The organism is Acidovorax sp. (genome assembly GCF_022763525.1).
GTDB lineage: Bacteria > Pseudomonadota > Gammaproteobacteria > Burkholderiales > Burkholderiaceae_C > Acidovorax.
In genome coordinates this window covers 15,424-33,738 of record NZ_JALEGG010000088.1, presented here as the reverse complement: position 1 = coordinate 33,738, position 18,315 = coordinate 15,424, and the positions used below count along the sequence as shown (strand labels likewise).

The following is an 18,315-nucleotide window of genomic DNA, read 5'->3' as shown; positions in this document are numbered from 1 at the left end:
ATGTCGTCCCGCGTGATCCCCATGGGAGCGGTGGCCGAAAGAACTTCCTCCGTGGAGCGCTTTCCGTCAAAAAGAATGAAGGCGGACCGCTGGCGAGAGCTCAAGCTGCCGTGCCGGTCCTTGAGGGCTTGTTGCCCAGCCTGTGTTTTGACGAGAACCATGAACCTCCTTGAATGGAACACTGTCCGAATGCCAGGGCCCTTCAAGCCTTTGAACATCCTTCCGGCCAGATTCTCACGTTTCGGCACCCCCGGTAATCAGGGTTTACGCATAACCCTCGTGACCTCTGCGGGCAAACGGCGCAATTTTGCGTGTTTGCGGGTGCGCTTCGGGGACTACATCTCGGATCGGATGGGAGGCGGGAGCGGTGCGGGCCGCGTCCACCAACTGACCAGCGCCGCCACACAAAAACCCGTCGGTACGCCAAAGACCCCCGCCGAGATCGGCTGGATGCCAAACCACAGCCCGTCTGCCAGCACCCAGCTGGGCAGCGCACGCATCGCAGCGACGTGCGAAAGCATGTAGTACACGGCCACGCCCAGCCCTGCCAGCATGCCGGCCACCGCCCCCTGCCGCGTAGTGCCGCGCCAGAAGATCCCCAGCACCATCACGGGCACGAACGCGGAGGCCGCCAGCGAGAACGACGCCGACACCATGGGCAAAATCTCCGAGGGCTTGAGCGCGGCCACAAAGGCCGCCGACAAAGCCACCGCCAGCAAGGCAAACTTGGTCAGGATGACGCGCTGCTCTGGCGACACCTGGCGCTGGCTGTCCTGAAAATACAAGTCACGCACCAGCGCATTGCTGATGGTGAGCAGCAGGCCATCGGCGGTGGAGAGCGCCGCCGCCAGTCCCCCGGCCGCCACCAGCCCCGATACCACATAGGGCAGCCCCCCCAACTCCGGCGTGGCCAGCATGATGAGATCAGCCCCGAGGCGGATTTCGCCAAACTGCACGATGCCATCGCCGTTGACGTCTTCCACCGACAACAGGGAGCTGTCCACGCGCGCCCATTGCGCCATCCAGGTGGGCAACGCCTCGAAACTGCTGCCGACCAGGTTCTGCATCACCTCGAACTTCACCAGCACCGCCAAGGCAGGAGCGCTCAGGTACAGCAAGGCAATGAAGAACAGCGACCAACCCACCGAGGCGCGCGCCGCCGCCACCGTGGGCGAGGTGTAGTAGCGCGTCAGCAGGTGCGGCAAGCCTGCAGTGCCCACCATGAGGCAGAACATGAGGGCCAGGAAATTGCGGCGGGTCAGCTCGTAGTCGCGCTGCTCCTGCGGGGTCCCGTGGGGGTCGCCCACGAAGGCCTGGCTTTGCTGCGGCAGCCCTCCCAACGGACGGGCTCGCTCATAGTTCTCGCGCATCTCGCGCGTCCAGCGCTCGCGTGCGGCTGCCACGTCGCGCGGGAGCGAAGCCAGCTCGCGGCTGGCCGTCACGATCAAGCCCACATCGGCGTTCTGCGCACGCAATGCACGGATCCGCTCCCGGCCTTTCTCCCGTTCCCGTTCCAGGGCGCCTTCCACGTCACTCAGCCGCGCTTCGAAATCCTGCGCGCGGCGCAGGTAAGTCTGCACCACCTGGTGCTCCGCGGGTGAATCCAGCAGTTGCGCCTCCAGGTCGGCGATCTTGCTGATTTGGGCGCCATAGACCAGCGGAGCCAGCGGATTGCCCAGCTGCTTGTAGGCGAGCCAGGACACCGGGATGAGGAAGGCCAGCAGCAGCACGACGTATTGCGCCACCTGCGTCCACGTGATGGCCCGCATGCCACCCAGGAACGAGCACAGCAGCACGCCCCCCAGGCCCAGCATGATGCCGATCTCGAACTGCACACCCGTCAGCCGCGAAGCGATCAGCCCCACGCCGTAGATCTGCGCCACCACATACGTGAACGAACAAAGCACCGCCGCCAAGGCGGCAATCACACGCGGCCAGCGGCCGCCAAAACGCACGTGAAAAAAATCCGGCACCGTGTACAGACCCATGGCCCGCAGGTGCGGCGCGATCAGCATCGCCACCAGGCAGAAACCGCCCGTCCACCCCAACAAGTAGGCCAGCCCGCCTGCCTGCCCGGGCGTGCCTGAAAAGCCTTGCAGGTACAGCGCTCCCGAGAGGCTGATGAACGACGCCGCGCTCATCCAGTCGGCCGCTGCGGCCATGCCGTTGTACACGGGAGGGATACGCCGCCCCGCCACGTAGTACTCCTCCGGGTCCGTCGTGCGGCCATACACGCCAATGCCGGCGTAGACCATGACGGTGAGGAACAGGAAGATGGGCCCGATCCAGTGGCGTGAGAGCCCCTGGAATTCGGCCCAGGTCATCAGCGCCAGGAAGGCCAGGACGCCGATGACGTACAGCGCCAGGATGCGGTGCAGGCGCCAAAGGTATGCCCGGCCCTCCCCGGGGTCAGTGCGCTCATCCATGGCGGCGCGGTGGCGCTTCGGCTGGCCCTGCCGCAACAGCCTCGCCAGGCTGCGCGCACGCGGCATCCTGGCGCTCAAATCGGTTCATGGCCCAGCCGTAGGCCACCACGATCCCGATGAACACCAGCACTGCACCTTGCGCCGCAATCCAGTAGCCCAAGGGCCAAGAACCAAAGACCAGCAGTTGCAGGTCGCGGGCGAAATAGGTGCCGCCAAACGACACCAGCGCCCAGAGCAGGAGCAGGCCTGCCTTGAGCCACAGGTGCCGCACGTCGTGCAGATCCGGCGGAAACGGTCCTGCCAGTTCGATATCGGCAGAACGCGGTGGCTGGGTGAACAGCGGCATCACAGGACCGGCGTCACTTGCGCTGTGGCGAATCGACCGGCCGGCCCATGCTCACGCCCTCTTCAGCGTGCCAACTGCTGCCAGGTAGCGATCACGCTGTCTGGGTTCAGCGAGATGGACGAGATGCCCTCCTTGGCCAGCCACTGCGCAAAATCGGGGTGGTCGCTGGGGCCCTGGCCACAGATGCCGATGTACTTGCCCTGGGCCAGGCAGGCTTTGATAGCCTGGTGGATCAGTGCCTCCACGGCGGGGTCACGCTCGTCAAAATCCTGCGCCAGCAGTTCCAGGCCCGAGTCGCGGTCCAGACCCAGGGTCAGCTGGGTCAGGTCGTTGGATCCGATGGAGAATCCGTCGAAGAACTCCAGGAAGCGCTCGGCCAGGATGGCGTTGCTGGGCACCTCGCACATCATGATGACCTTGAGCTCGTCCTTTCCGCGTTGCAGGCCGTGCGATGCCAGCAGCTTGGTCACGCGCTCGGCCTGGCCCAGCGTGCGCACAAAGGGCACCATCACCTGCACGTTGGTCAGGCCCATGTCATTGCGCACGCGCTTGAGCGCTTCGCATTCCATCGCAAAGGCTTCGCCGAAGTCTTCGCTGATGTAGCGGGCCGCGCCGCGGAAGCCCAGCATCGGGTTTTCTTCCTCGGGCTCGTAGCGGCTGCCGCCGATGAGCTTGCGGTACTCGTTGGACTTGAAGTCCGACAGGCGCACGATGACGGGCTTGGGCCAGAAGGCGGCGGCGATGGTGGCCACGCCTTCGGCGACCTTGTCCACGTAGAACGCGCGGGGCGATGCGTGGCCACGGGCCACGGATTCCACGGCCTTCTTCAGGTCGGCATCGATCTGGGGGTAGTCAAGGATGGCCTTGGGGTGCACGCCGATGTTGTTGTTGATGATGAACTCCAGCCGCGCCAGGCCCACGCCGGCATTGGGCAGCTGGGCAAAGTCGAAGGCGAGCTGGGGGTTGCCCACGTTCATCATGATCTTGGTGGCAATAGCGGGCATCTCGCCGCGCTGCACTTCCGTCACTTCGGTTTCGAGCAGGCCGTCATAGATCTTGCCCGTGTCGCCCTCGGAGCAGCTCACCGTGACCAGCGTGCCATCCTTCAGACGCTCGGTCGCGTCACCGCAACCCACCACTGCCGGGATGCCCAGTTCACGCGCGATGATGGCGGCGTGGCAGGTTCGGCCACCCCGGTTGGTGACGATGGCGCTGGCGCGCTTCATCACCGGCTCCCAGTTGGGGTCGGTCATGTCGGTCACGAGCACATCGCCGGGCTGGACCTTGTCCATCTCGGAAATGTTGTGCACCAGGCGCACCGGGCCGGTGCCGATCTTCTGGCCGATGGCGCGGCCTTCGGCCAGCACGGTGCCGTGGCCCTTGAGCTTGTAGCGCAGCTCGGCCTGACCTTGCGCCTGGCTCTTCACGGTCTCGGGCCGCGCCTGCAGGATGTAGAGCTGGCCGTCGGTGCCGTCCTTGCCCCATTCGATGTCCATGGGGCGGCCGTAGTGCTGCTCGATCACCAGCGCATAGCGGGCCAGTTGCTCCACATCGGCATCGGTCAGCGAGTAGCGGTTGCGCTGCTCGGCCGGCACATCCACGATCTTGACCAGCTTGCCGCTGGCCGCCTTCTCTTCGGGCGTGGAGAAGACCATCTGGATCAGCTTGGAGCCGAGGTTGCGGCGAATGAGCGCCTTCTTGCCGGCCTTGAGCATGGGTTTGTGCACATAGAACTCGTCGGGGTTCACTGCGCCCTGCACCACGGTCTCGCCCAAACCGTAGCTGCTGGTGATGAACACCACGTCTTCAAAGCCCGATTCGGTGTCGATGGTGAACATCACGCCGGCCGCGCCCAGGTCGGAGCGCACCATGCGCTGCACGCCGGCCGACAGGGCCACCACGTCATGCTCGAAGCCCTTGTGCACGCGGTAGGAGATGGCGCGGTCGTTGTACAGCGACGCGAACACTTCCTTCATCTTGTGCATGACTTCATCAATGCCCACCACGTTCAGGAAGGTTTCCTGCTGGCCGGCAAACGATGCGTCGGGCAGGTCCTCGGCCGTGGCAGACGAGCGCACGGCAAACGACGCGCTGGGGTTGCCCGCGCTCAGCTTGGCAAATTCGTCGGCAATGGCCTTTTGCAGATCGGCCGGGAAAGGCTGGGCCTCGACCATGGCTCGGATCTCGGCGCCGACCTGGGCCAGCGCGCGCACGTCTTCGGTGTCCAGGCTCTTGAGCTTGGCGCTGATCTTGTCGGCCAGGCCGTCGTAGGCCAGGAATTCACGGAACGCATGGGCCGTGGTGGCAAAGCCCGTGGGCACCCGCACGCCCTGGGGCAGCTGCGAGATCATCTCGCCGAGGCTGGCGTTTTTACCGCCAACGACCTCGACGTCGGTCATTCTCAGGTTTTCAAACGGTACGACCAGGGCGGTCGGGCTGAAAAGTGCAGACATGGGAAAGCTCCAGAAGTTGAAACCGGGTCTGCATGCCGGGCAGCTAGGGGCCCAAGGCAAGCGGCCATGCACGGGCCGAGGCTTTGTCGTTGTGGTTGTAGGCCGACGCGGTGCATGGTGAGAATTCAGATAATTGACACAATTGTAGGCCCGAGCTTCTGGCAACGGGCTGACGCTTTCATCCAGCCCCGCGCAAACGGGGGGACGGCCGCCCTCTCGCGGCCGCCAATGGGTTGGCGCAAATCTCATCCATCCAAAGGGGCTCCATGCACTCGCGCACCGTATTTTTTGTGTCGGACGGAACCGGCATCACCGCCGAAACCTTCGGCAATGCCATCCTGGCGCAGTTTGAAATGAAGCCGCGCCACGTGCGCCTGCCCTTCATCGACACGGTGGACAAGGCCCACCAGGCCGTGCGGCAGATCAACCATACCGGCGAGGTCGAAGGCAAGAAACCCATCGTCTTCACCACCCTGGTGAACATGGAAGTGCTGCGCGTGATCCAGGAAGGCTGCAAGGGCATGTTGCTGGACATGTTCGGCACGTTCGTGCATCCGCTGGAGCAGGAGCTGGGCATCAAGTCGCACCACCGCGTGGGCCGCTTCAGCGATGTGAGCCGCAGCAAGGAGTACACCGACCGCATTGAAGCCATCAACTTCAGCCTGGCGCACGATGATGGCCAAAGCAACCGCGACCTGGCCGGCGCCGACGTGATCCTGGTGGGCGTGAGTCGCAGCGGCAAGACGCCCACCAGCCTGTACCTGGCGATGCAGTGTGGCCTGAAGGCGGCCAACTACCCGCTCATCCCGGAAGACTTCGAGCGCCGCCAGCTGCCACCCGCGCTGGTGCCCTTCCAGAAAAAAATCTTCGGCCTGACCATCAGCCCGGAGCGCCTCTCGGAGATCCGCAGCGAACGGCGGCCAGGCTCCAAGTACGCCGACCTGCTCAACTGCCGCCACGAGGTGGCCGAGGCCGAAGCGATGATGCGCCGGGCGGGCATCCGCTGGCTGTCGACCACAACCAAGTCCATCGAAGAGATTGCAACCACGATCCTGCAGGAGATCCGGCCCGAGCGGCTCGTGTATTGAGAACGAAGCAGACAAGCGGCACGAAAGTACCTGCCGCCTCGCCTGCGCGGCCCCGAATGGCCCTTCCCGCCGGAATTCATTTTCCTTGCCCCCATCCAATACTTGCACTAAGCTGACTTCACCCGGTGGGGGGATACCCACTCGCGCCCATCAAGTGCCCTTCAGAGGTGCTGAGGCGACGGAACCAATTGCAGAGGGGAGAGGCTGCCTTGGGCGCAACACATTCATTGGATGTACCTTCCGATGACGCATCGGAATTCCTGTCTACGCTGGCAGCGGACAAGCGCCACCGGCGCACGGCCGGCATAGCGCTGGCCGCGTCCTTCCTGATCTTTCTGGCCATTGCCCCCTTCGCGCGCGTGCCACTGCCGCCCGTGAACGCCTTCATCCCCGTCTACCAGACGGCGCTGATTACCAATGACCTGATCACCGCGGTACTGCTGCTCGGGCAATACCGTTTTTTGCGCTCCCGCGCGCTGCTGGTGCTGGGGGCTGGCTACCTCTTTTGTGCCTGCATGGCGGTGGCCCACGGACTGAGTTTTCCCGGGCTGTTCGCGCCCGGCGGCGTACTGGGCGCCGGGCCGCAAACCACCGCTTGGCTGTACTTTTTGTGGCACGGCGGATTTCCGCTGTTTGTCTTCGCGTACGTCGAGCTCAAGGACCGTGCCCCGGGCGAAGCGGCGAGTCCGGCGAAGGCGGGCACAGTGGGCCGCGACATTGCCATGGCCATTGTGGGTGCCGTGGCGCTGACAGTGGCGCTGGTATTGCTGACCACGGCGGGCCACGATGTGCTTCCAGCGCTCATGCGTGGCACCCGGGATGATTCCGGCAAGTTCCTCGTTGCCTTTTGTACATGGACCTTGTCGCTGGCAGCTCTGATGTACCTGTGGCGCAAGGCCCGCAGTGTGCTGGACCTGTGGCTCATGGTGACGCTGGTGGCCTGGCTGCTGGACATTGCGCTGGCAGCGGTCCTGAACGGCGCGCGCTTCGATGTGGGCTTTTACGGTGGGCGCGTCTATGGGCTGCTCGCATCCTCTTTCGTGCTGGTCGTCTTGCTGCTCGAAAACAGCCGCCTGTATGCCGACCTGGCCCGCGCCAACATACGCGAGCGTCAGCGCAGTGCGGAGCTTGAACTGGCGCGCAACGAAGCCAACGCCGCCGCCCAGGCAAAGTCCAACTTCCTGGCCGCCATGAGCCACGAGATTCGCACCCCCATGAACGGGGTCATCGGCATGATCGACGTGCTCGCGCGCTCAAGCCTGAAGCACCCCCAGGTGGCCATGGTGGACCTGATCCGCGAATCCGCCTTTTCGCTCTTGAGCGTCATCGAGGACATTCTGGATTTCTCCAAGATCGAGGCCGGTCACCTCGAGGTGGAAAGCGAGCCCATGGCCGTGAGCGAGGTGGTCGAAAAAGTCTGCGCCATGCTCAACCGCTTGGCGGAAAAACAAGGCGTGGAACTGACGCTATTCACCGACCCCGAAATTCCCCCCGCCTTGCTGGGCGACGCCTTGCGCCTGCGCCAGATACTGATCAACCTGGTCAACAACGCCATCAAATTTTCCGCGGGCGGAAGTGCTCCCGGCCGGGTGGCCGTGCGCGCAGTGCTCGTGGCACAAGATGCCCAGAGCGTGACGCTGGAGTTCCAGGTTATCGACAATGGCATCGGCATGGGCGAGGCCACCTTGGCAAAGCTCTTCACTGCCTTTACCCAGGCCGACGTGTCCACCACCCGGCGTTTTGGAGGCACCGGCCTGGGTCTGGTCATCTCCGGCAACCTCGCGCAGCGCATGGGTGGCCACATTTCCGTGACCAGTGCGCTGGGCGCGGGCTCCACGTTCACACTGCGCCTGCCCCTTGTGCGTGTTCCCCCTGGCCCGCAAGAAGCGCAGCCCGCCCCCTCCCCGGTGGCAGGGTTGTCCTGCCTCATCATTGGCAACGGCAAGACGCTGTCCGGCGATTTGGTGACTTACCTGCGCAATGCCGGGGCTCACACGCAGCTGGTGGCGAATATCGAGGCCGCCAGCCAACTGGCGCCCAGCCTGGCGCCAGGCCCCTGGGTCTGGGTGATCAACACCGAAGCCGACAAGCCCCTCTCGCTGGACAGCCTGCGCACCCTTGCGCGCGCCCATCCCGGCCTGGCCCCCCACTTTGTGGTGATAGGCCACGGCCCCCACCGCTACCCGCCGCAATTTGACGCGGACTGCATCTCCCTGGACGGCAACGTGCTGACCCGCAGCGCCCTGCTGCGTGCGGTGGCCGTGGCCGCGGGAAGGATCCCGCACCATGACGAGCAGAACACGCTGGCCCCTGCGCGCTATGCAGCCATGCCGGTGGCGCTGTCGCGCGAAGAAGCGCGCCGCCAGCGCCGCCTGATCCTGGTGGTGGAAGACAACGAGATCAACCAGAAGGTCATCATGCAACAGCTGTCGTTGCTGGGACTGACGGCCGATCTGACGAGCGATGGCCTGCAGGCCCTGATCCGCTGGCGCAGCGGTGACTACGCCCTGATCGTGACCGACCTGCACATGCCCGGCATGGATGGCTACCAGCTCGCCTCCGTCATCCGCGCCGAGGAGCAGGAGCGCGCCAACGCCCGCATCCATGCGGGAGAGGTGCCCGAGCCGCCGGTGAGGATCCTCGCGCTAACGGCCAATGCCCTCAAGACGGAGGCGCAGCGTTGCAAGGACGCGGGCATGGATGACTACATGAGCAAGCCCGCCCCGCTGTCGGAATTGCAGGAGTTGCTGGAGCGGTGGTTGCCCAAGCCCCCCACCGCCACTGCGCCCTCAGCAGCGGCGTGTGCGAGCAACCTCCCCCTCCAGTCCGCGGGGCCGGTGGACATCCAGATTCTGCGCAGCCTGGTGGGGGACGACCCGCAGCTCCTGCGCGAGTTTCTGCAGACCTTCCGCACCAGTGCTGCGCGCATTGCGCAGGAGGTGGAACAAGCCTACTGCGCCGGCAGCGCGGCCAAGACAGTGGCGGCCGTCCACAAGCTCAAGTCGGCTGCGCGTTCGGTGGGAGCCATGACACTGGGCGATCTTTGCGCCGACATGGAGCAGGTGGGCGCGGCCGGCCAGATCGACGCCCTCTCCATGGCATTCGACCATTTCAAGGTGGAGATGGCCGCCGTAGACCGGCACCTGGCCGACCTCTTGTCCAACAACATACCGGGTGAAGCGCCATGAATGCCAAGCCCGACATGCACATCCTGGTGCTCGATGACGAGCCCTTCATGCTCAAGCTGCTGGCCCGGCTGCTGACCAACCTAGGGTTTACCAACGTCGCCATCTGCGACAACGGCCTCACTGCGCTGGAACAGGTGGACGATCCCGCGCACGCGCCTCAGCTCATCCTGTGCGACCTGAACATGCCAGGCATGGACGGCATCGAGTTCGTGCGCAGGTTGGTGGAGCACGGGTATGCAGGCAGCCTGATCCTGGTCAGTGGCGAGGACGAACGCATCCTGCAGTCTGCCCGCACCCTGGTGCAGGCCCACCACATCGAAGTGCTGGGCAGCTTGCAAAAGCCAGTGCAGCCGCAAGCGCTCTTCCAATTGGTAGAGCAGTGGGTTCCACCGGCGCAGGCAGCCCAGCACCTGCAGGGCAAGGGCTATGGCGCGGAGCGCCTGGCCCAGGCCATCGAGGCCGGAGAACTGGTCAACCACTACCAGCCCAAAGTCTCGGTCTCTACCGGCGACATGGTGGGCGTGGAGACCCTGGTGCGTTGGCGCCATCCCCAGGACGGCATGGTGTACCCCGACCAGTTCATCGGCCTGGCCGAAGACCATGGGTTGATTGATGCGCTCACGCAGGCGGTGCTGGCACAAGCGCTGAGCGACAGCGCCGCCTGGGCGCTGCAAGGCTGCAAGCTCAAGGTGGCCGTCAATGTCTCCATGGCCAACCTGACGGCGCTGGAGTTCCCGGAGCAGGTCACGTCTGCCGCCGCCGCCGCAGGGGTCCTCCCCCAGTCCATCATTCTGGAGGTGACCGAAAGCCAGCTGATGAAGGATTTGCGCGCGCCGCTGGAGATCCTCACGCGCCTGCGCCTACGGCGCTTCAGGCTTTCCATCGACGACTTCGGCACGGGCCATTCATCGCTGGCGCAGTTGCGTGACGTGCCGTTCGACCAGCTCAAGATCGACCGGAGCTTCGTTCACGGCGCCCACCACAACGAAACCCTGCGCGCCATCTTCTTTGCCAGCCTGGGCCTGGCCAAGGAGCTGGGGATGGAGGTAGTTGCCGAAGGTGTGGAAGACGCCGCCGACTGGGCCTTTCTGCAAAGGACAGAATGCGACCTGGCGCAGGGCTACCTCATCGCCCGCCCCATGCCGGCAGACCAGATCCTTGGGTGGGCTGCGAGCTGGCGGCAGCGTTGGGCGGCAGAACATTCACCGCCTCCATCGCCGTGATGGGAATGCCGGCGAAGGCAACACTTCAGCACTGGCCTGCCCAGCGGACAACACCAGGCGAAAAGCGGCTGGACGCATCACGCAGCCAACCGCTCTTTTTTTGATAGCTGCCAGCGCTTGATTTAAAAGCGCTGGCGTTCGTTTTCACCTGAAACAGCTCAAACCAAGCCGGCGCCATGCGGCAGGCCCGGCCCGGTGTCGGCTGCCGCAGACTTCGCGCGGGCGCGCGATGCCCTGCGCGAAGGACTTGTTCAGCATAGCCGCAGCACTCAGGCCACCTCTGCCACCGGCGTTCCAGCCGTGGCGCCCGCCGTCGATGCGGGCGCAGCCACCACCGGCATGCGGATCAGATGATCGAACGCGCTCAGTGCCGCCTTCGATCCCTCGCCCGCCGCGATCACGATCTGCTTGAACGGCACCGTGGTGCAGTCACCCGCCGCGAACACGCCGGGCAGGTTGGTGCGGCCGTGCGAGTCGACGATGATTTCGCCGAACTTGGAAAGCTCCACCGTGCCCTTGAGCCACTCGGTGTTGGGCACAAGGCCGATCTGCACGAACACGCCTTCCAGCGGTACGGCGTGCTCCACCCCGGTCGCGCGATCCTTGTATTTCAGGCCATTCACCTTGCCTTCGGCTCCGGTGATCTCCGTGGTCTGCGCGTTGATGTGGATGGTCACGTTGGGCAGGCTCTTGAGCTTGTTCACCAGCACGGCATCGGCCTTGAGCTGGTCGGCAAACTCGATGAGCGTGACATGCTGCACGATGCCAGCCAGGTCGATCGCCGCCTCTACGCCGCTGTTGCCGCCGCCGATGACGGACACGCGCTTGCCCTTGAACAGCGGGCCGTCGCAGTGCGGGCAGTAGGCCACGCCCTTGTTCTTGTACTCGGCTTCGCCGGGCACGTTCACATTGCGCCAGCGGGCGCCGGTGGACAGGATCACCGTCTTGGCCTTGAGCGAGCCGCCATTGGCCAGCTGCACCTCGACTAGGCCGCCGGGCTGCGCGGCGGGGATGAGCTTGTCTGCGCGCTGCAGGTTCATGATGTCCACGTCGTAGGCGCGGGTGTGGGCCTCCAGCGCGGCAGCAAACTTGGGGCCCTCGGTTTCGAGCACCGAGATGTAGTTCTCGATGGCCAGGGTGTCGTTCACCTGGCCGCCAAAGCGCTCGGCGGCGACGCCGGTGCGGATGCCCTTGCGGGCGGCGTACACCGCGGCTGCCGCGCCAGCGGGGCCGCCACCGACGATGAGCACGTCGTACGGGTCCTTGGCGCTGAGCTTGGCGGCTTCGCGGGCGGCCGAGCCGGTGTCGAGCTTGGCGACGATCTCTTCCAGCGACATGCGGCCGGAGCCGAACACCTGCCCGTTCAGGAACACCATGGGCACGGCCATGATTTCGCGGTCGGTCACTTCCTGCTGGAAGGCACCGCCTTCAACGACGGTGGTCTTGACCTTGGGGTTGACCACGGCCATCAGCGACAGGGCCTGCACCACGTCCGGGCAGTTGTGGCAGGTCAGGCTCATGTAGACCTCGAAGTTGAAGTCGCCATCCAGCGCCTGAATCTGGTCGATCACGTCCTGCTCGACCTTGGGTGGATGGCCGCCCGTCCACAGCAGGGCCAGCACGAGCGAAGTGAATTCGTGGCCCAGCGGCAGGCCGGCAAAGCGCAGGCTGTTGGTGGCGCCCACGCGCTGCAGGCTGAAGGATGGCTTCCGGGCGTCGTTGCCATCGGTGCGCAGGGTGATCTTGTCGCTGCGCAGGGATTGGATGGTGGTCAGGAGCTCGCGCATGTCGCGCGCCGTCTCGCTGTCGTCCAGGGACGCCACCAGCTCAAACGGCTGCTGCACGCGCTCCAGGTACGCGGAAAGCTGGGTCTTGAGTTGTTCGTCGAGCATGGTGGTGTCCTTTCAGATTTCGAGTTGTGATGCCTTCACAGGTTGGCGGCAGGCGGTTGGCAGATCAAGCCTGCTGGCCAAACTCTGGGCGAAAAAAAACCGGACGGCATGGCGCACGAGCGCCATGACGCTGTCCGGCTTCGAGGCCGAAGTTAAGCAGGCTTAGATCTTGCCGACCAGATCCAGGGAAGGCGTCAGCGTCTTGGCGCCTTCCTTCCACTTGGCTGGGCAAACCTGGCCGGGGTTGGCGGCGGTGAACTGGGCAGCCTTCAGCTTGCGCAGGGTTTCCGACACATCGCGGGCGATTTCGTTGGAGTGGATTTCCATCGTCTTGATCACGCCATCGGGGTTGACCACGAAGGTGCCGCGCAGCGCCAGGCCTTCTTCAGGGATGTGCACGCCAAACGCGTTGGTCAGCTGGTGCGTGGGGTCGCCGACCAGGGGGAATTTGGCCTTGCCCACGGCGTCGGAAGTTTCATGCCACACCTTGTGCGAGAAGTGCGTGTCGGTCGTCACGATGTACACCTCGGCGCCAGCCTTCTGGAACTCAGCGTAGTTCTCGGCAGCGTCTTCGATTTCGGTGGGGCAGTTGAATGTGAAAGCTGCCGGCATGAAGATCAGCACGGACCACTTGCCCTTGAGGGTCTGCTCGGTCACTTCGATGAATTCACCCTTGCCGCCACGGTTGACGAAAGCGGTGGTCTTGAAGGGCTGAACTTGCGTATTGATCAGGGACATTGCTGTTTCCTTTGTGGTTGGTTGACTGAACGAGGAGGAAGTCTAGGCGGTTTGACACCATGAATCCAATTAATTGATTGCATTGAATCAATTGGATATGACTATATCGCGACCGATTGCCCCGCGGCGGGCTGTCGCATGTTGCGCCACCTCAAAGACTGCTGCAAGTTTTTGAATGAAACTAATTCTCATTCAATAGAATCCATCCGAAGCGTGCTGTGCCGCTGGTTGTTCGATCTGTGAAACGCCCGCCGGCTTCCGCACTGTTTTATCGGTCAAAAATGGCTCTTGCGCTTGATGATCAAGCGCAGGCAGCTCATCTATTTATAGCAAAGGCCTTTGTTTCATCATGTTCCAGACTCTGCTGATCTGTTTCCGTGAAGGGCTAGAAGCCCTGCTCGTCGTGGCCATTGCCACGCTTTACCTGCGCAAGACGGGCCGCCTGCACCTGCTGCTGCCGCTGCGCGCGGGCGTCGGCGTGGCCGCCCTGCTCTCGCTGGCGCTGGGCTGGGTGCTGTCGCAGGTCGGCGCGCTGTCACCTGCGGCCGAGGGTGTGATGGCGCTGGTGGCCGCCGCCACGGTGACCTGGTGCGTGGTCCACATGCACCGCGCAGGCCAAGGCATGGGGCAGGACATTGCCCAGCGTATGCAAAGCGCCAGCCTGCTCGAAGGCCCGCGCGCCTGGATGGCAGTGTTTCTGTTCGCCCTCTTCATGGTGGGCCGCGAAGGGGTGGAGACAGCCACCATGCTCGCCGCCCTGGCCCGCAGCGCCGACCTGGCCTACATGGCCTGGGGCGGCCTGGCGGGCCTGGCGCTGGCCATTGCCATCGCCTGGGCCTGGACACGCTACGGCCGCGCGGTGAATCTCTCGCGGTTCTTCCGCGTCACCGCGTGGTTCATGGCGGTGTTTGCAGTGCAACTGGTGATCTATGCATTCCATGAATTCACCGAAGGCGCCCAGATCCCCGGAATCGACAACGCCTGGTGGCACGCTGCCACCGAAGATCTGGCAGAGGGCACCATCGCCCAGCTGATTTCGCTGGCCCTGGTAGTGGTGCCCACCGTGTGGCTGGGTGTGGCGCACTGGCGGGAACGCCGCGCCACATCGGCGGTAACGTCGCCCGCAGTGGGCGCTGCTGCTACTGCGACGGCTCGAACGGCGCAGTAGCAAGCTCTGCGATCCATCGGCAATCGGATTGCCCTTGCCTCGCCTCGCACGCCAGGCCGCTGAACGCGAACGCTTATCAGCCTCACACGCAGCCCATGCGCGAGAAGAGGGACTTGCCTTGCGCGGGTTGATGCCGGTCACGACAATCGGTGCCGCTTCAACCCACAGAACAAGGAGTCCCCCATGAAAGGCGACGCACAGGTCATCGGCCATCTGCAGGCCCAGCTCAAGAACGAGCTCACCGCGATCAATCAGTACTTTCTGCACTACCGCATGCTCAAGCACTGGGGCTTCGACAAGCTGGCCAAGAAGGAGTATTCGGAATCCATCGGGGAGATGAAACATGCCGACTGGCTGATGGACCGCATCTTCACGCTGGACGGGCTGCCCAACCTGCAGGACCTGGCCAAGCTGCAGGTCGGCGAAGACGTGCCGGAGATCCTCGCCTGTGACCTGCGTGCCGAGCAAGCCGCCCAGGCCACCATCAAGGACGGCATCGCCCATTGCGAGAGCGTGCGCGACTATGTTTCGCGCGACCTGCTGCAAAAGATCCTGGACGACACCGAGGAGCACATCGACTTCCTTGAAACTCAAATCGATCTCATCGACAAAGTGGGGTTGCAGAACTATCTGCAGTCGCAGATGGGTGAGGTGGACTGACACGCGCGCCGCAGGGGCGGTGACGCCCCCTCACTGGATGAACGGGCTTCGGCCCGTTTTTTTTCGCGCGTAGCCAGCGAGGCGACACACAGAATGTTGCAAATGCGCCGCAACCCCACCATCGAAGCGCCTCAATAAATGCGAATGCTTCTCAACAACGGTAGAATGCATCCCCGGTGAACGATGGCCGCCGGCGGGCCACCCCGTAGCCCCACGGGCCATCGCTCACCAGGGAACCTCCGCATGCATCGAGCGCCAGCGCGTGCTGCGATGCGGGGGCATCGCGATGCTGCCAGCGGCGCAAAGCGACGGCCCCCATGCGATGAACGGCAGGCCGCGATATTGCGGCCCGTGAGGCACGCGAAGGTTCCCCACCACACCAGCCAGCCAGCAGCGGGCCCCGCCCCCGCTCCAGCCAGCGTCGGAATGTCTTTGCACCCACGCCTGGAGCTTTTTCTCAATGCTGCGCGCCACTGCCTGTCCCTGCCTTGGGGCGTACCTTTCCTGCCCGCCGATTCAACGCCACGCAGCCGGGGCACCGTCATGAAACCAGTGCGCGCCGACGGGCGCTATCGCTTGGCAGTCGCCTCCCGCGCCTTGGCAGCCATCGGCGGGGGCTACGCGCTGGCTGCCGGATGGGCAGCAGCGTTTTCGCTCGCACTGGCCCAGCTCATGCCGCGTGTGGAGGCGGTCCTGATCGCCACCATGCTGGCCTGGCTGGCCTACGCCATGGCCGCCGGATGGGCCTTCTATGCCCGAACAGCCTGGGGAGCCTGGGGCGGCACGCTGCTGCCCGCGCTGGTGCTGGGCGCCTGCGCCATGGCTCCGCAGTGGATGGGCATCACGCCATGAGCGCCACCCCCAGCCCTGCGGCCCACCGCCCCGCCAGCACCCAGCGCGAGGGCTTTCGCCAGGCCATGTCGTGGCTGCATACCTGGGCCGGGCTCATCCTGGGCTGGCTGCTGTTCGCCATTTTCCTGACCGGCACGCTGTCGTTCTTCCGCAGCGAGTTCAACCTGTGGATGCGGCCCGAGATGCACGGCCTGCCAAGCGCCACCGAAACCGAAGGTGCAGCAGAGCCCACCGCGCAGGCCGCGCAGGCAGCCCGCACGGCACAGACCGTGCAGAAGTCCGTGGATGCCCTGGTGCGCAGGGCGCCCGAGGTCACGCAGTGGATCTTGCATCTGCCCGACGAACGCGACCCGGCCGTCAACCTGCTGTGGCGCGGCACCGGCAACGGCCGCTTCGAAACCCTGCGCATGCATCCACAAACGGGCGAGCCCATCGAGGCGCGCCAGACCATGGGTGGCGATTTCTTCTACCGGTTCCATTTCGAGCTGCGCACCGCGCAAAAGGGGCGCTGGGCCATCCAGGGCCGCTGGGTGGTGGGCGTGGCCACGATGCTGATGTTCGTGGCGCTCATCACGGGCGTCATCACGCACCGCCGCATCTTCAAGGACTTCTTCACCTTCCGGCCAAACAAGGGCGGGCAGCGCGCATGGATGGATGCGCACAACGTCACGGGCGTGCTGGTGCTGCCGTTCTACCTGATGATCACCTTCAGCGGGTTGATGATCTTCCACACGCTGTACATGCCCGCGGGCATTGCGACCGCCTACAAGACAGAAAAAGGCGTGGACGCCAACGCCTACTTTGCCGACCTGCAGGGAGAGAAGGCCGAGAGCCGCCCCCGCCGTGGCCCGGGGGACCCAGTGGAGCCCCTGCCAGCCATTGCCCTGCAGCCCCTCATCGAAGCGGCATCCACCCGCTGGCAAGGCGGCCGCATTGGCAGCCTGCAAGCGCGGCGCGATGCCAAGGGCCGCGCCGTGGTCGAAATCACGCGCCACGATGGGGACAGGCTCCAGTACCGCCCGCCTCGCCTGCTGTTTGACGCCACTACCGGCCAGTGGCTGGACCAGGCCGATGCCACTGGCCCAGCCGCCAGAACGTATGGCGTGCTCTACGGCCTGCACCTGGCGCGCTTTGCCGATGCGGGCATGCGCTGGGTGCTGTTCGGCTTCGGGGTACTGGGCAGCCTGATGATCGCCACCGGCATGGTGCTGTGGTCGGTCAAGCGCAGCGCCAGATCGGAGGCAAAAGCGCAGGCACATGCGCAAACGGCAGCCAGTCGCGAGATCCACGCTGTACCCCTTGCGGTGGCAGCGAGAGCCCCCTTTGGCGAGCGCCTGGTCGCCGCCATCAACATCGCAACGCTGGCGGGCCTGCCGCTGGCGTGCGGTGTGTACATCGCCTCCAACCGACTGATCCCGATCGGCACCGCGGGGCGGGCCGACGTGGAACTGGCGTGGTTCTTCGGCACCTGGGGGCTTGCGCTGTTGTGGGCGCTGGCCTGCGCCCTGGCGCGCGAAGGCCGCGCGGGCTGGTCGGTGCCGCTGTGCGCCGCGGGCCTGGTGTGGGCTGCGCTGCCGGGGATCAACGCACTGACCACCCGCACCCACTTGGGCGTTACGCTGCCGGCGGGCGAGTGGGCCTGGGCCGGCATGGACCTGTCGTTCCTGGCCACGGGCCTGCTGCTGGGATGGCTGTCGTGGCGGCTGCGCCCAGGCCGCATGTCCCGGGGCAAGGTGGCCGCGCACCCTGGGCCGCACACCGCGTCGCCCGCCCCCCGGCCGGCTCCGCCGCAGGCCGTCGCGGCGCTGCCCGGGACGCCCGGCGTCTCGACCTTGGGAGCCTGAGCCATGTCCGCATTCCTGCTTTGTTTTGCCGCGTGGTCGGCCATCGCGCTGGGCATGGACCGCCACCACCAGGATGCGCTCGGCCGCGAAGGCAGTGCGCGCCACCTGCTGCGCCTGCGCCGCGCCGGATGGCTTTTGCTGCTGCTGTCACTGTGGCTGGCGGCCCGGCCTTCGCACGCGACGCCAACATCCCTGGGCGTGACCGCCTGGGCCATCGCGCTCTCCGTGGCGGCGGTGGCGGTCACGGCCATGGTGACTTGGCAGCCCCGGCGCGCTCCAGCCTTCGCAGGCGGGGCCCTGGTTACCGGCCTGCTCGCGTGGGCATTGGGCTGGTAATGGCACGTCGCTCCAGCCAGCTGCTGGGCGCCTGAGTGCCCGCAGCCCTTTCCTCAACACGTCTCCACCACCGAGCAACGTTTCCCGTCACTGCTTCGCAC

At 65.1% G+C, this 18,315-nt stretch carries 13 protein-coding genes; 8 read left to right on the top strand and 5 right to left on the bottom strand.

Annotated elements, in window-relative coordinates:
• Positions 1-335: 335 nt before the first annotated feature.
• From MRY84_RS07090 to ppsA, 3 genes are all read right to left on the bottom strand, one after another.
• Entirely contained in the window at positions 336-2,426 is a 2,091-nt protein-coding gene (locus tag MRY84_RS07090; protein WP_291505039.1) for a VC_2705 family sodium/solute symporter, read from the bottom strand.
• Positions 2,419-2,772 carry a DUF4212 domain-containing protein gene (locus MRY84_RS07085; RefSeq protein WP_291505038.1) on the bottom strand — a complete coding sequence of 118 codons (354 nt, stop codon included), beginning with the start codon at positions 2,770-2,772 and terminating at the stop codon, positions 2,419-2,421. The genes MRY84_RS07090 and MRY84_RS07085 overlap by 8 nt, the downstream gene beginning before the upstream one ends.
• A 62-nt stretch (positions 2,773-2,834) precedes the next feature.
• A complete protein-coding gene (gene ppsA, locus MRY84_RS07080; protein ID WP_291505037.1) occupies positions 2,835-5,225 on the bottom strand; it encodes a phosphoenolpyruvate synthase in 2,391 nt (796 codons plus the stop codon).
• Between the two features lie 266 nt (positions 5,226-5,491).
• Here ppsA and MRY84_RS07075 point away from each other — a divergent pair, with 266 nt between their 5' ends.
• The 3 genes from MRY84_RS07075 to MRY84_RS07065 all read left to right on the top strand — a co-directional run bounded on the left by MRY84_RS07075 (position 5,492) and on the right by MRY84_RS07065 (position 10,724).
• Complete coding sequence (locus MRY84_RS07075) at positions 5,492-6,313, top strand: pyruvate, water dikinase regulatory protein (protein WP_291505036.1); 822 nt, start codon at positions 5,492-5,494, stop codon at positions 6,311-6,313.
• A gap of 209 nt (positions 6,314-6,522) precedes the next feature.
• Complete coding sequence (locus MRY84_RS07070) at positions 6,523-9,501, top strand: MASE4 domain-containing protein (protein ID WP_291505035.1); 2,979 nt, start codon at positions 6,523-6,525, stop codon at positions 9,499-9,501.
• Positions 9,498-10,724 (top strand): EAL domain-containing response regulator, encoded by a 1,227-nt coding sequence (locus tag MRY84_RS07065; RefSeq protein ID WP_291505034.1) that lies wholly within the window; start codon positions 9,498-9,500, stop codon positions 10,722-10,724. Before MRY84_RS07070 ends, MRY84_RS07065 begins: the two co-directional genes overlap by 4 nt.
• 269 nt (positions 10,725-10,993) lie before the next feature.
• Here MRY84_RS07065 and ahpF read toward each other — a convergent pair whose 3' ends face one another.
• Both ahpF and ahpC read right to left on the bottom strand, forming a co-directional pair.
• Positions 10,994-12,616 (bottom strand): alkyl hydroperoxide reductase subunit F, encoded by a 1,623-nt coding sequence (gene ahpF / locus MRY84_RS07060; RefSeq protein WP_291505033.1) that lies wholly within the window; start codon positions 12,614-12,616, stop codon positions 10,994-10,996.
• A gap of 162 nt (positions 12,617-12,778) precedes the next feature.
• Positions 12,779-13,354 (bottom strand): alkyl hydroperoxide reductase subunit C, encoded by a 576-nt coding sequence (ahpC, locus tag MRY84_RS07055; RefSeq protein WP_291505032.1) that lies wholly within the window; start codon positions 13,352-13,354, stop codon positions 12,779-12,781.
• A 349-nt stretch (positions 13,355-13,703) separates the two neighbouring features.
• Here ahpC and MRY84_RS07050 point away from each other — a divergent pair, with 349 nt between their 5' ends.
• The 5 genes from MRY84_RS07050 to MRY84_RS07030 all read left to right on the top strand — a co-directional run bounded on the left by MRY84_RS07050 (position 13,704) and on the right by MRY84_RS07030 (position 18,214).
• The gene (locus tag MRY84_RS07050; protein WP_291505031.1) at positions 13,704-14,522 is read left to right on the top strand and encodes an FTR1 family protein; all 819 of its coding nucleotides are present in this window, start codon (positions 13,704-13,706) and stop codon (positions 14,520-14,522) included.
• Positions 14,523-14,705: 183 nt separating this feature from the next.
• Positions 14,706-15,182, top strand: coding sequence for a bacterioferritin (gene bfr / locus MRY84_RS07045; RefSeq protein ID WP_291505030.1), 477 nt, complete (start codon positions 14,706-14,708; stop codon positions 15,180-15,182).
• 543 nt (positions 15,183-15,725) lie between these two features.
• Positions 15,726-16,034: a DUF3649 domain-containing protein gene (locus MRY84_RS07040; protein WP_291505029.1), complete on the top strand. Its 309-nt coding sequence runs from the start codon at positions 15,726-15,728 to the stop codon at positions 16,032-16,034.
• A complete protein-coding gene (locus tag MRY84_RS07035; protein ID WP_291505028.1) occupies positions 16,031-17,878 on the top strand; it encodes a PepSY-associated TM helix domain-containing protein in 1,848 nt (615 codons plus the stop codon). Before MRY84_RS07040 ends, MRY84_RS07035 begins: the two co-directional genes overlap by 4 nt.
• A gap of 3 nt (positions 17,879-17,881) precedes the next feature.
• Entirely contained in the window at positions 17,882-18,214 is a 333-nt protein-coding gene (locus MRY84_RS07030) for a DUF3325 domain-containing protein (protein ID WP_291505027.1), read from the top strand.
• Positions 18,215-18,315 lie beyond the last annotated feature (101 nt).